Below are 13,348 nucleotides of genomic sequence, written 5' to 3'. Positions count from 1 at the left end.
GCCCTCGGCAACCTGTCGTTCACCAAAGGATGGGATGATGGTCAACGTGGCTGGAGACTTGCTGGCATCCCACAACCGGGAGTACGACGTCGAGCCGCCGTACGACATCGCGGCGGCCGGCGATCTTCCGGCTGACCGTTTCTCGGATCGCGAGCTGAGCTGGCTCGCTTTCAACCAGCGGGTGCTGGAGCTGGCCGAGAACGATCGGATCCCGTTGCTCGAGCGGGCCAAGTTCCTGGCCATCTTCGCCAGCAACCTGGACGAGTTCTTCATGGTCCGGGTCGCCGGTCTGAAACGCCGGATCGCCGCCGGGGTCGCGGTGAAGGCGGCCAGCGGGCTGATGCCGCGCGAGGTGCTCGACCGCAGCCTGAACCGCAGCCGCGAGCTGATGGACCGGCACGCCGAGACCTGGCGGAAGGCGGTCCAGCCGGCGCTGACCGAGCAGGGCATCGACATCCTGCGCTGGGACGATCTGGAGCACTCCGAGCGCGAGGACATGACCCGGTTCTTCCGGGACCGGGTGTTCCCGGTGCTGACCCCGCTGGCAGTCGACCCGTCGCACCCGTTCCCCTACATTTCCGGTCTGAGCCTGAACCTGGCCGTCGTGGTCCGCAACCCCGACTCCGGCGGCGAGCACTTCGCCCGGGTCAAGGTGCCGCCGCTGCTGCCCCGGTTCATCCAGGTGGCCGAAGGCCGGTTCGTACCGCTGGAGGACGTCATCGCGACCCACCTGGGGCAGCTGTTCCCAGGGATGGAGGTCACCCAGCACCACACCTTCCGGGTCACCCGCAACGAGGACCTGGAGGTCGAGGAGGACGACGCGGAGAACCTGCTGGCCGCGCTCGAGAAGGAGCTGCTGCGCCGCAGGTTCGGTCCGCCGGTCCGGCTCGAGGTCGAGGAGTCGATCGACCCGCAGGTGAAGGCGCTGCTGCTGTCAGAGCTGGGTGTCACCGAGGCAGAGGTGTTCGAGCTACCCGGTCCGTTGGACCTGCGCGGTCTCTTCGCCATCGCCGGAATGGACCGGGCCGAGCTGAAGTACCCGGCCTTCGTACCGTCAACACACCCGCACCTGGCCGAGGTGGAGACGTCCAACCCGGCGGACATGTTCTACGCGTTGAAGCAGCGCGACGTCCTGGTGCACCACCCGTACGACTCCTTCTCGACGAGCGTGCAGCGGTTCATCGAGCAGGCCGCTGCCGACCCGCACGTGCTCGCGATCAAGCAGACCCTGTACCGGACCAGCGGTGACTCCCCGATCGTGGACGCCCTGATCGACGCCGCCGAGGCCGGCAAGCAGGTGCTGGTCCTGGTGGAGATCCAGGCGCGCTTCGACGAGCAGGCGAACATCAAGTGGGCCCGTCAGCTCGAGCATGCCGGCTGTCACGTCGTGTACGGCGTCATCGGCCTCAAGACGCACTGCAAGCTGTCGATGGTGGTCCGCGACGAGCCGGACGGCCTGCGCAGGTACGCCCACATCGGCACCGGCAACTACCACCCCAAGACCGCCAGGCTGTACGAGGACCTCGGACTGCTGACCAGCGACAAGGTGGTCACCGAGGACATCGCGCACCTGTTCAACCACCTCTCCGGCTTCGCCCGCAGTGCGGGGTACCGGCGGATCCTGGTCGCTCCTCAGTCGGTACGACGAGGGCTCGTCGAGCGCATCGACCGAGAGGTCCAGCACCACCTGGCAGGTCGTCCGGCCCGGGTCCGGATCAAGGTGAACAGCCTGGTCGACGAGGCCCTGTGCGATGCGCTCTACCGGGCGTCGCAGGCCGGCGTACCCGTCGAGCTGTGGATCCGCGGCATCTGCACGCTCCGCCCCGGCGTACCCGGGCTGTCCGACAACATCCAGGTGCGCAGCATCCTGGGCCGGTTCCTCGAGCACAGCCGGGTGTTCTGGTTCGAGAACGGCGGTGAGCCGGAGGTGTGGATCGGCTCGGCGGACCTGATGCACCGCAACCTGGACCGCCGGGTCGAGGTGCTGGTCCAACTGAAGGAACTGGACCACGTCAGCGAGCTCCGGGAGATGTTCGACCTTGCCCTCGACGAAGGCACCGGCTCGTGGTGGCTGCAGGCTGACGACACCTGGCAACCCAAGCTCAGCGGGCCGGGCGGTGAGCCGCTTCGGGACATGCAGGAAAGGCTCATCGCGACGCGTGGGCGCCGTAGACTTGCCGACCCGATTACCTAGGCTGATTCCATGAGCGACCCGGCGACCGTCATCGCCGCGGGTGGTGTCGTCTGGCGCGAGCGCCGCGGCACCCGGGAGGTGCTGCTCATCCACCGGCCCCGGTACGACGACTGGTCGCTTCCGAAGGGCAAACTCACGCCGCACGAGCACGTGCTGCTCGGTGCGCGGCGTGAGATCGAGGAAGAGACCGGACAGCAGGTCGTACTCGGTCCACCGCTCGGTGTGCAGCGCTACACGGTCCGCAAGAACGGCGGGACCGCGGACAAGCTCGTGCACTACTGGTCGGCCACACCACTCGACGACGCCGAGTTCCAGCCCAACAGCGAGGTCGACGAGGTTGCCTGGCTGCCGGTGGACAAGGCACGCACCAAGCTCAGCTACCCGCGTGACGTGGACATTCTCGACTCCCTGGATCGCGTCGTACCCGTTGTCGCCACCCTGGTTCTGCTGCGTCACGCCGAGGCGGTGAAGCGAAAGGATTGGGAGAGCAAAGACACAGCCCGGCCGCTCAACACCAGCGGGACCGCCCAGGCCGAGCGGCTGACCGGCGTACTGGCCGCACTCGGTGTGGACAGGGTCATCAGCAGTGACGCTGAGCGGTGCGTTGCGACGGTCACGCCGTACGCCGCCTCGATCGACAGGCACATCGACCTCTGGCCGGAGATCTCGGAGCGTGGGTACGACGCGGACCCGGGTGCACTCCGCGGGTTGGCCGAGAAGGCGTGGAAGCCGGGCAAGGTGACGGCCGTCTGCTCGCACCGGCCAGTGCTGCCGGCCCTGTCCCGGGAGCTCGGGCTGAAGGTGGGCAAATTCTCGCCCGGAGCGTTCCTGGTCGCCCACCAACTGAGTGACGGACGTCTCAGGTACGAGCGGTTCGGGGCACCCTAGAACGCGCAACCAGCACGGGTCGGTGACGATCCAGGCACAGCCGCCGGGGTGGCCGGATGACACCGGAAGTGGCGGGTATGTTCCTACCGAGGAACCTGGCGCCCCACCGGGCCCGGGTCTGAGGAGAGGTTCGGGGCGCACCATGACGATGATGCGAGAACTGACACTGATCGGGATCCGGATGGAATCGCCCAACCGGGCCCCGGTGATGATGCTGCGCGAGACCGAGGGCTACCGCTACCTGCCGATCTCGATCGGCTCGGTCGAGGCGACCGCGATCGCCTACGAGGAGCAGGGCCTGCGTCCGTCGCGGCCGCTCACCCATGACCTGATGCGCGACCTGATCCAGGCGTTCGGGGTGCACATCGAGGCGGTCGAGATCGTCGAGCTGCGCGACGCCGTCTTCTACGCCGAACTCGTGCTGGCCAACGGCGCCCGCGTCTCGGCCCGGCCGAGCGACTCGGTCGCCCTCGCGGTCAGACTCGGAACCCCGATCCGCTGTACCGAACAGGTCCTGCGCGAAGCCGGCGTGGCCACCCCGGAAGAGGAGCAGGCCGAGCTCGAACGCTTCCGCCAGTTCCTCGACGGCGTCGCCCCGGAGGACTTCTCCAGCTGATCCGTTGGTACGGCGTCCACCTGTTCGTTCACGTTGACAGGGCGCTGTGTGTGACCGATATGTGGGTCGAAAGTGGTTGAGATCTACGCAGAGTCACGGCTCTTAACTGAGTTCACCTGTTGGCCGCCTGTCGGCACGCCAGACGTCGCCGACGCTATCGGAATCGTTCACCGCTCGTTCACCAACGACGGACCGGTCGGTCACCTGCTCTCCCTACCGTCTGTGGAAGTTCAGAAGTCTGATTCCCGCAGAAGGGCAACACTCTCGTGTCCGTCAATCGCCTGCTCCGCGTCGGCTCCGTCGCCGTGGCATCCCTCGGCGTTCTCGCTTTGAGCGCCTGTGGCAGTGACCCGGAGCCGTCCGGTTCCTCGAGCCCGGAGGGTTCCTCGTCGGCCGGTGCCGACTGCCCGCAGGGCACCCTGAACGCAGAGGGCTCCTCGGCGCAGAAGAACGCCATCGAGGAAGTCATCAGCAAGTACAACGAGAAGTGCGCCGACGTCACGGTGAACTACAACCCGACCGGTTCCGGTGCGGGTATCAAGCAGTTCAACGCGAGCCAGGTCGACTTCGCCGGTTCGGACTCCACCCTGAAGACCGAGGGCAAGGACGGTGCCGAGTCCGAGGCCGCGCAGGCCGCGAAGCGGTGTGCGAACAACCCGGCGGTCAACCTGCCGATGGTGATCGGCCCGGTTGCGATCGCCTACAACCTGGAGGGCGTGGACAAGCTGGCCCTGGACGGCCCGACTGCCGCCAAGATCTTCCAGGGCACCATCAAGACGTGGAACGACCCGGCGATCGCCAAGCTGAACGCGGGCGTGACGCTGCCGTCGGCCCCGATCTCGGTGTTCTTCCGGTCCGACGAGTCCGGCACCACCGAGAACTTCACCAAGTACCTGGCTGCCGCCGGCGGCGGTGCCTGGAAGGGTGAGCCGGCCAAGAAGTGGACCGGCACCGGTGCCGGCAAGGAGAAGTCCGCCGGTGTCGCCGAGGGCGTGAAGAGCACCAAGAACTCGATCACCTACGTCGAGTGGTCGTACGCGGTGGACAACAAGCTCGGTGTCGCGCAGATCGACAACGGCTCCGGCACCCCGGTCGAGCTGACCGCCGAGTCCGCGGGTAAGGCGCTCGCCGCCGCGAAGCCGGCCGGTTCGGGCAGCGACTTGGCACTGAAGCTGGACTACGCGACCAAGGAGGCGGGTGCGTACCCGATCATCCTGGTCACCTACGAGATCGCCTGCAGCAAGGGCCTGCCGGCCGAGAAGACGGCGCTGGTCAAGAGCTTCCTGAGCTACTTCGCCAGCACCGAGGGCCAGTCCTCGCTGACCGAACTGAACTACGCGCCGCTCCCGGACGCAATCCGGACAAAGGTCGACGCCGCGATCCAGTCGATCAGCTGACGACGAAGAAGTACTGATGCGAGCCCCGGCCGGTCCGAGTCATCGGAGGCGGCCGGGGCTTCGCCTCGTCGGACCCACCGCAGACAAAGCCCTACGACCCAGGCGCTTGGAGCACCATCGATGAGTAGTCCAGACGGCACGGCACCGCCCGACCGGCCGGCCGGCGAGCCCGCCGAGACACCGGACCAGGCCACCGCCGGCACCCCAACCGGGGACCAGGTGGCCGCGGCCGAGACGGCGGAGCCGGCCGCCCAGGAAGAACCCCGGATCGAGGATCTGGTCCACGAACCGGCCGGACCCACCCCGCACTTCGAAGGGCTGGCCGAGAAGCACGCCGAGTCCGCCGCGACCGCCGGTCCGCCGGCCGAGACGAAGGGGCCGAAGCTCGAGCTCGGCCCGGTCGGTCACCTCGGCGACCGGTTGTTCGCCGGCCTGGCCCGCGGCTCCGGCGGCCTGGTGGTCGCGATCGTCGCGTTCGTCGGCATCTTCCTGCTGGCGCTGGCGATCCCGGCCCTGGCCGACGACCAGAGCAGCTTCCTGTTCTCCCGGATCTGGGAACCCGGCGGCGAGCAGCCCAGGTTCGGCATCGCCGCCCTGTTCTACACCACCGTGATCAGCTCGATCATCGCGATGGTGATCGCGGTACCGATCGCGGTCGGCGTCGCGCTCTTCACGACGTACTACGCGCCGAAGCGGCTGGCCGCGCCGGTCGCGCACGCGATCGACCTGCTCGCCGCGGTGCCGTCGATCATCTACGGCCTGTGGGGCATCCTGTTCTTCGCGCCGATCCTGCGCCCGGTGATCGACGGCCTGTCCGGCGCGCTGGGCTGGCTCCCGGTGTTCGAGAAGCCGCCGGGCGACAACGTGGGCGTGGTGTTCACCGCGTCGGTGGTACTGGCGATCATGATCCTGCCGGTGGTCACCGCGATCAGCCGCGAGATCTTCGCGCAGACCCCGATCGCCCACCGCGAGGGCGCGCTCGCGCTCGGCGCGACCAAGTGGGAGATGATCCGGATGTCCGTGCTGCCGTACGGGCGGTCCGGTGTGGTGAGTGCCTCGATGCTCGGCCTGGGCCGGGCGCTCGGTGAGACCGTCGCGGTGCTGATCATCCTGTCCGTGCCGAACGGCAACGACCCGTGGAACTCGTCGATCTTCGCCGGTGGCGAGACGTTCGCCTCGAAGATCGCCAACAACGCCGCCGAGTTCGACTCGCCGGAGAAGACCGGTGCCTACATCGCCGCCGGTCTGGTCCTGTTCGTGGTGACGTTCCTGGTCAACTCCGCGGCCCGGATCATCGTCGCCCGCAGCGGCCCGGGAGGTAGGCGCTCCCGCCGCAACCGCAGCGCCGGCGCAGCTGCCGCGAAAGAAGGAGCCGTGGCGTGAGCGAGCGTAGCGAGCGAACCAGAAAGCGCAGCCGACTTGGTGCCTCATCGGCGCCCGGAGCGAAGCGAGGACGTCGATGAGTGTGATTGCCGCGAACAAACCGGCGTACGACGGTCAGGCGCTGGACCTGACCGGGAAGTCGGGCGCCCGGGCCTTCCGGAACACCCTCGCCACGGTGCTGATCACGCTGGCCTTCGTCCTCGCCCTGATCCCGCTGCTGTGGATCCTCTGGACCGTGATCAGCAAGGGCTACAGCCTGCTGTTCGACGCCGGCTGGTGGGGCGAGTCGCAGCGCGGTGTCACCGTCCGGCGCGAGGGCGGCGGCGCCTACCACGCGATCATGGGCACCCTGATCATGGGCCTGATCACGGCCGTCATCGCGGTCCCGATCGCCATCCTCGGCGCGATCTACCTGGTCGAGTACGGCAAGGGCACCAAGATGGCCCGTGCCGTCAGCTTCATGATCGACATCCTCACCGGTGTGCCGTCGATCGTCGCCGCGCTGTTCATCTACGCGGTCTGGATCACGGTCTTCGGCTTCAACCGGGTCGGTTTCGCCGTATCCCTGTCGCTGGTGCTGCTGATGCTTCCCGTCGTACTGCGCTCCACCGAGGAGATGCTCAAGCTGGTACCGGACGAGTTGCGCGAAGCGTCGTACGCGCTCGGGGTGCCGAAGTGGAAGACGATCCTGAAGGTGGTCGTGCCGACCGCGTTCGGCGGCATCGTCACCGGCGTGATGCTCGGCCTCGCCCGCGTGATGGGCGAGACCGCACCGCTGCTGATCCTGGTCGGCTACTCCAAGAACATCAACCTGAACCCGTTCGACGGGTTCATGGGCGCGCTGCCGACGATGATCAACCAGGACCGGACCGAGCTGGCGCTGCAGCCGGCCGCGGACCGGGTCTGGGCGGCGGCGCTCACGCTGATCCTCCTGGTTCTGGCACTCAATCTGCTGGCCCGGCTCGTTGCCCGGTTCAGCACCATCAAGTCGAAATAGTCACGAGAGGTTCTGAGTCGATATGGCGAAGCGCATCGAGGTCAGCGGCCTCAACGTCTACTACGGCGATTTCAAGGCCGTCGAGGACGTGTCGATGACGATCGAGCCCCGCTCGGTCACAGCGTTCATCGGTCCGTCCGGCTGCGGCAAGTCCACCTACCTGCGCACCCTGAACCGGATGCACGAGGTGATCCCCGGCGCCCGGGTCGAGGGCAAGGTGATGCTGGACCAGCAAGACCTGTACGCGACCGGGGTCGACCCGGTGGCGGTCCGCCGGGTGGTCGGCATGGTGTTCCAGCGGCCGAACCCGTTCCCGACCATGTCGATCTTCGACAACGTCGCGTCCGGGCTGAAGCTGAACGGGGTCAAGGACCGCAAGAAGCTCACCGAGGTGGTCGAGCGGTCGCTCAAGGGCGCCAACCTCTGGACCGAGGTGAAGGACCGGCTGGACAAGCCCGGCGCGGGCCTGTCCGGTGGTCAGCAGCAGCGGCTGTGCATCGCCCGGGCGATCGCGGTCGAGCCCGAGGTGATCCTGATGGACGAGCCCTGTTCGGCTCTCGACCCGATCTCCACGCTGGCGATCGAGGACCTGATCGAGAAGCTGAAGGACAAGTTCACCGTGGTGATCGTCACGCACAACATGCAGCAGGCGGCCCGGGTGTCGGACCAGACCGCGTTCTTCAACCTGGCCGCGACCGGCAAGCCCGGCCGGCTGATCGAGATGGGCCCGACCAAGCAGATCTTCTCGAACCCGAACGAGAAGGCGACCGAGGACTACATCACCGGTCGCTTCGGCTGATCCGCGGACCGGACACGTCGGCCGCCGCGAGCTCAGGCTCGCGGCGGCCACTCTGCGTTGGGCCGGAGCCGCTCAGACACAGAGGGTGCGGGCAAAGTTGACCCGGGCAAGGGTGTCGGCCACCTCACGCGGTGAACTCACGCCGACGTGGGTGTTGTGGGTGCGGTTGCCGTTCTGCACCGTGACCTGGACGAAGCCGGTGGTCTTGCGCTCCTTGCAGAGCAGGAACAGCAGGCCGAGCAGACAGGCGAGCGCGAACACGATGGCCAGGATGATCGCCCAGGCGGGGATCTTCTCCTCGGTCCGGGACATGTCCATCGCCGACCAGTTCGTCCCCTGGGTCGGCAGCACACCGGCCGGGGTGACGATCCGGAACTGCTCGACCGAGATGTCGCCGACGGTGACCAGCACCGGCGAGGTCGGCAACGCCTGCATCGGCAGCGATTGCGCGGGCTGGTGCGGCCCGCCGACCGGCGGCTGGTACGGACCCGGGGGCTGCCCGTACGGGCCGGGCTGCGGGGCGGGCGCCGCCTCGAAGGTCGGCGTCGGCGGCTCGTACTGAGCCGGGAGGTGGCGCGTCTCCGGCGACGGATCGCCCGGCCGGCGATCGGACGGCGGGGGCTGAGGGGGTTGAGTCACCCGGCCAACTTTAAGTGTTGGAAGGATCCGGTGTGGGCACGTGACCGGCAAGCTGTGGAAAAGATAGCCTGCGAGGATTCCTCGACGTTCTCAGAAGGGACCGCGGTGAGCACTCCGACGCCTCCCGGCGACGACTCCAATGACCTGAACAGGCCGCAGGACACCCCTGGCGAGACCCCGGGAGAACAGCCAGGCGGGTACGGCGACCAGCCGAGCCAGTACGGTCAGCAGCAGCCTGGTCAGCCCAGCTACGGGCAGCATCCCGATCCGTACGGGCAGCCGGGCCAATACGGCCAGCAGCCTGGCTATGGGCAGCAGCAGCCGGGTTATGGCCAGCAGCCCGGGCAATACGGCCAGTCCCAGCCGGGCGCGTACCCAGGCCAGCCCGGTCAGTACGGGCAGCAGCAGCCGGGATACGGTCAGCAGCAGCCGGGCCAGTATCCGGGGTCATACGGCCAGCAGCCAGGTGCCTACGGCCAGCCCGGCTACGGCTACGGCGGCGGCGCCCCGCAGGACAACTCCGCACAGACGCTGGCCATCATCGGCATCGTCTGCCTGGTGATCTGCGTGCCGGCCTCGATCGTTCTGGGCTTGATTGCCCAGAGCAAGTTCCGTGCGCAGGGCCGGCCGGACACGCTGGCCAAGGTGGCCTGGATCGGTGGCGTGGTGCTGCTCGGCCTGGGACTCCTGATCTCGATCCTCAGCGCGGTCTCCAGCTGAACCGGCGACGACTCAGTTCAGGTTGCGGGCGACGCCGTACACCAGGAGCAGGGCGATCAGGCCTTTGACCGCCCAGTCGACCGTGCGCGGACTCATCGTCAGCCGGGGCAGCCGGATCAGCCGCAGAGATTCGAGCGTCCAGGCAAGCAACTGGTAGCCGACGGCAACACCGATGAGCGGGCCGAGCACGAACACGACCGAATTGAAGTGCCAGGCGGCGGTCAGATCTCCCCGGAGCATGGCCGCCGCCATCCTGGTCGAGCCGCACAGCGGGCAGTTCAGGCCGGTGGTTGCGTGCAGGAGGCAAGGAATTCCGATCCGCCCGCCGGACAACTGGTAGACGGCCGCGAGACCGAACCCGCCGACGCCCGCGGCGGCCAGCCCCAGGACCCGTCTGTCCACAGGCTGGACCGGACCGGTCGGCCGCAGTACGACGCTCAGCGAAAGGCTCACCGGACAACGGTAACTCTCATTTCGTGGGATCCGTAGCCGGAACTGAGCCGTCGGACCACTAGCCTGCTAGTCACTCCTCAACCAGCAACAGTAGAAGGGATCGTCGTGAGCTCTCCGACGCCACCGCCGGGTTACGGCCCGCAGGACCCGCAGCAGGGTCAGTACGGGCAGCAGCCTGGTCAGTACGGACAGCCCGGGCAGCAGCCGGACCAGTACGGGCAGCAGCCCGGCTACGGCGCTCCGCAGCAGCCGGGCTACGGGCAGCCGCAGCAGCCCGGTTATCCGCAGCAGCCCGGTCAGTATGGGCAGCAGCCTGGGTATGGGCAGCAGCCGGGCCAGTACGGCCAGCCGGGCTACCCGCAGCAGTACGGACAGCTCGCAGTCGGTGGCGAACTGGCAGCCTGGCCGAACCGGGTCGGCGGTGCGCTGATCGACGGTCTGATCGTCGGTGTGCCGTACGGCATCGGCGCCGCGTTCGCCCAGAGCAGCGACCTGGCCATCATCGGGATCATCTTCTACCTGATCGGCATCGGCCTGGGCATCTGGAACGTCGTGATCCGCCAGGGCAGCACCGGCCAGACCATCGGCAAGCAGGTCCTCGGCCTGAAGCTCGTGGGTGCGGACACCGGGCAGCCGGTCGGCGCCGGCAAGGCGTTCCTGCGCCAGCTGACCCACATCCTGGACAGCGCCGCCTGCTACATCGGCTACCTGTGGCCGCTGTGGGACGAGAAGAAGCAGACGTTCGCGGACAAGATCAACAACACCTACGTCATCAAGCTCTGACGTAGTACCGCACTGCACCGGACGCCGTGGCCTTTCGAGGCCGCGGCGTTCGGCGTTGCGTCCAGAAAGGACCCACAGGTGACCACCCCTCCGTACGGCGAGCCGCCTCAGTACCCACCGGGACAGCCGGGCGGTCAGTACCACCAGCAGGGCTACAACCCCTACGGACAAGGCGGTTACGGCCCGGGCTACGGCTACGGCTACGCACCGCCCGGGCAGCTGGCCGGCTGGCCGATCCGGGTGGGTGCCTCGTTGCTCGACGCCCTGATCGCGGCCATTCCGGCGATCATCGGCGGTGTCGCCGCCCTGGTGATCGACGGCGACCAGGAGCAGCTCGGTGCCGGCGGCGGGATCGCCTTCGCGCTCGGGTACCTCGCCAGCTTCGTCATCGCGTTCTGGAACCGGGTGATCCAGCAGGGCCGAACAGGTCAATCGTTCGGCAAGAAGGTGACCGGCCTGAAGGTCCTGCACGCGGAGACCGGGCAGCTGATCGGTATCGGCTCGACCTTCGGCCGCGAGTTCTGCGCTGTACTGTTCAACAACATCTGTACTCTCAACGTCCTCTGGCCCCTGTGGGACGAGAAGCAGCAGACCTGGCACGACAAGGTCGTCAACGACGTAGTCATCCGCCTCTGACGAAGCACCAATAGATGGAATCGAAGTGAGTACACCGAACCCGCCGTACGGACAGGAACCTCCCTACGGCCAGCAGCCCCAGTACGGCCAGGGACACCCGCAGCAGGGCTACGGCCAGCCGCAGTACGGGCAGCCCCAGTACGGTCAGCCGCAGTACGGCCAGCAGCCCTACGGCCAGGCGCCGTACGGCGGCCAAGGCTACGGCTACGGGACTCCTGCCCCTCCGCTCGCCGACTGGGCACCGCGCGCCGGCGCCTACCTCCTCGACGGCCTGATCAGTGGGGTGCCGATCATCATCGGGTACGGCGTCTTCCTCGCGGACATCGCCTCCCGCGCCGACGATCTGAGCTCCTCCAACGACGCACCGGGCGGCTTCGCGATCGTGATCTTCGTGCTCGGCCTCGTTGCCAGCATCGGCCTGGGCCTGTGGAACCGGGTCTTCCGGCAGGGCAAGACCGGCCAGAGCGTCGGCAAGAGCGCCCTGCACCTGAAGCTGGTCGACACCACCTACTTCCAGCCGGTCGGGGCGGGTAAGGCGTTCCTCCGCGAGTTCCTGAGCGGGCTGTTCAACAACGCCTGCTTCCTGAACCTGCTGTGGCCGCTGTGGGACGACCAGAAGCAGACCTGGCACGACAAGGTCATGTCGACGTACGTGATCAAGTCCGACTAGGACTAGCGCGACAGCAGGAAGCCTGCGCAGGTGACGGACCAGAGCACGCTGGTGAAGGTGCCGATGATGAAGCGTTCGGCGACTGCCTGCGGGGTGACGGAGGCCGGCTGATCGGGGCTGCGCAGCTCGGGATAGCGAGCCAGTCCCTTGATGGCCAGCACGATCGCCAGGCCCTCCGGCCAGCCCGCCACCAGGGCGGCGTAGATGGCGCCACGCTCGAGTGAACCGATCAGCGCGCCTCCACGCAGTACCTCACCGGCTTTCTGTGTCGACTGGGCTCTGGTGTTCCCCCGGTCGACCAAGGCCAGCACAGACGTCGTCAGCGGCCCGCCACCGGTGACAGCGAGACCTCCGGCCAGCAGGAGCAGCACGTTCCACCACCGCTCGAGCCAGCCATCCACACCGTCACCTGCCAGCAGCAGGAGGCCGACCGCCACCAGACAGGCGAGCATGACCCCGCTCACCACGATCTGCACGATGGAGCCGGCCTCCGGTATCCAGGCCAGTACGGCGAGGACCAGGGCGGCTGCGGTCAACGACAGGATGAGTGCCGTCACGCAGCGGCCCCAGCGGCCAGCAGCTCGGCTGCCAGCACTCGTCCACGTTGTTCCTCGGCGAAGCCGGCCGCCTGGGCCCGTTGCGTCACCGCAGATTGGCTGATCCCCAGCTTCACGCCGATCTCCCGCCTGGTGAGTCCTTCGGCCAACAGGTCGGCCACTGCCCAGCCACGCTCGCTCCGGCGCCGCAGTACCGACGCCATCAGCCAGAGCACCGTCTCCACCTGCTCGGCGACCCGGGTATCGGTGCCGACCACGTTAACGTGGTGCGGACTCGACTTGGCCCGGTTCACCGCCTCCCGCGCGTTCACGAACGCGTCGCCGCTGCCTGCCCTCGTACTGCGTGGCAAGGGCTGGGCGACGTCACCGATGCCGAGCCCGACGTACCACGTGTCCGAGCGCAGCAGCTCGACGATCACGTCGATGGTGGCGCGAGCCTCCGAGAGCACCCCCTGCACCTCGTCGCCGGCCGTCCGCTCGAACTTCCGGAGCAATCCGGTCCGCCGCGGACGTCGGTTCAGGGTGTTCAGCAGCTCGGGTACGAGATCGGTCATGCTTCGGCTGCCCCGCTGATCTACCGTGAGAACGAAGACCACCGCCCTGCACCTCCTTCCCA

Annotated in this window: 15 protein-coding genes; 11 read left to right on the top strand and 4 right to left on the bottom strand. The window is 67.8% G+C overall.

Going from position 1 to position 13,348, the window contains the following annotated elements:
- The first annotated feature begins 34 nt into the window (after positions 1–34).
- From V9K99_RS22335 to pstB, 7 genes are all read left to right on the top strand, one after another.
- Complete coding sequence (locus tag V9K99_RS22335; protein WP_337010201.1) at positions 35–2,194, top strand: RNA degradosome polyphosphate kinase; 2,160 nt, start codon at positions 35–37, stop codon at positions 2,192–2,194.
- 9 nt (positions 2,195–2,203) lie between these two features.
- The gene (locus V9K99_RS22330) at positions 2,204–3,082 is read left to right on the top strand and encodes an NUDIX hydrolase (RefSeq protein ID WP_337010202.1); all 879 of its coding nucleotides are present in this window, start codon (positions 2,204–2,206) and stop codon (positions 3,080–3,082) included.
- A 142-nt stretch (positions 3,083–3,224) separates the two neighbouring features.
- Complete coding sequence (locus tag V9K99_RS22325; RefSeq protein ID WP_433165628.1) at positions 3,225–3,698, top strand: bifunctional nuclease family protein; 474 nt, start codon at positions 3,225–3,227, stop codon at positions 3,696–3,698.
- A 266-nt stretch (positions 3,699–3,964) separates the two neighbouring features.
- Positions 3,965–5,095 (top strand): phosphate ABC transporter substrate-binding protein PstS, encoded by a 1,131-nt coding sequence (gene pstS, locus V9K99_RS22320; RefSeq protein ID WP_337010204.1) that lies wholly within the window; start codon positions 3,965–3,967, stop codon positions 5,093–5,095.
- A 420-nt stretch (positions 5,096–5,515) separates the two neighbouring features.
- Entirely contained in the window at positions 5,516–6,478 is a 963-nt protein-coding gene (gene pstC, locus V9K99_RS22315) for a phosphate ABC transporter permease subunit PstC (protein WP_337010453.1), read from the top strand.
- Between the two features lie 76 nt (positions 6,479–6,554).
- Positions 6,555–7,475 (top strand): phosphate ABC transporter permease PstA, encoded by a 921-nt coding sequence (pstA, locus tag V9K99_RS22310; RefSeq protein WP_337010207.1) that lies wholly within the window; start codon positions 6,555–6,557, stop codon positions 7,473–7,475.
- 22 nt (positions 7,476–7,497) lie between these two features.
- Complete coding sequence (gene pstB, locus V9K99_RS22305; protein ID WP_337010209.1) at positions 7,498–8,274, top strand: phosphate ABC transporter ATP-binding protein PstB; 777 nt, start codon at positions 7,498–7,500, stop codon at positions 8,272–8,274.
- Positions 8,275–8,346: 72 nt separating this feature from the next.
- Here pstB and V9K99_RS22300 read toward each other — a convergent pair whose 3' ends face one another.
- Positions 8,347–8,913, bottom strand: a complete 567-nt coding sequence (locus tag V9K99_RS22300; protein ID WP_337010210.1) for a hypothetical protein — start codon at positions 8,911–8,913, stop codon at positions 8,347–8,349.
- 105 nt (positions 8,914–9,018) lie between these two features.
- Between V9K99_RS22300 and V9K99_RS22295 the strand changes: the two genes are divergently transcribed.
- Positions 9,019–9,633, top strand: a complete 615-nt coding sequence (locus V9K99_RS22295; RefSeq protein WP_337010212.1) for a hypothetical protein — start codon at positions 9,019–9,021, stop codon at positions 9,631–9,633.
- 12 nt (positions 9,634–9,645) lie between these two features.
- Here V9K99_RS22295 and V9K99_RS22290 read toward each other — a convergent pair whose 3' ends face one another.
- Positions 9,646–10,086 (bottom strand): DUF2752 domain-containing protein, encoded by a 441-nt coding sequence (locus V9K99_RS22290; protein ID WP_337010214.1) that lies wholly within the window; start codon positions 10,084–10,086, stop codon positions 9,646–9,648.
- A 105-nt stretch (positions 10,087–10,191) separates the two neighbouring features.
- On the opposite strand from V9K99_RS22290, the gene V9K99_RS22285 reads away from it, so the two are divergent.
- From V9K99_RS22285 to V9K99_RS22275, 3 genes are all read left to right on the top strand, one after another.
- The gene (locus V9K99_RS22285; RefSeq protein WP_337010216.1) at positions 10,192–10,869 is read left to right on the top strand and encodes an RDD family protein; all 678 of its coding nucleotides are present in this window, start codon (positions 10,192–10,194) and stop codon (positions 10,867–10,869) included.
- A gap of 78 nt (positions 10,870–10,947) precedes the next feature.
- Positions 10,948–11,505 (top strand): RDD family protein, encoded by a 558-nt coding sequence (locus V9K99_RS22280; RefSeq protein ID WP_337010218.1) that lies wholly within the window; start codon positions 10,948–10,950, stop codon positions 11,503–11,505.
- A 25-nt stretch (positions 11,506–11,530) separates the two neighbouring features.
- Positions 11,531–12,175: an RDD family protein gene (locus tag V9K99_RS22275; RefSeq protein ID WP_337010220.1), complete on the top strand. Its 645-nt coding sequence runs from the start codon at positions 11,531–11,533 to the stop codon at positions 12,173–12,175.
- 2 nt (positions 12,176–12,177) lie between these two features.
- On the opposite strand, the gene V9K99_RS22270 is transcribed toward V9K99_RS22275, so the two are convergent.
- A complete protein-coding gene (locus V9K99_RS22270; protein WP_337010222.1) occupies positions 12,178–12,732 on the bottom strand; it encodes a hypothetical protein in 555 nt (184 codons plus the stop codon).
- Entirely contained in the window at positions 12,729–13,286 is a 558-nt protein-coding gene (locus V9K99_RS22265) for a transposase (RefSeq protein ID WP_337010223.1), read from the bottom strand. Before V9K99_RS22265 ends, V9K99_RS22270 begins: the two co-directional genes overlap by 4 nt.
- Positions 13,287–13,348 lie beyond the last annotated feature (62 nt).

Origin of the sequence: Kribbella sp. CCNWLW201 (assembly GCF_037203805.1) — a bacterium.
GTDB lineage: Bacteria > Actinomycetota > Actinomycetes > Propionibacteriales > Kribbellaceae > Kribbella.
This window is presented reverse-complemented; position numbering and strand designations above follow the sequence as displayed.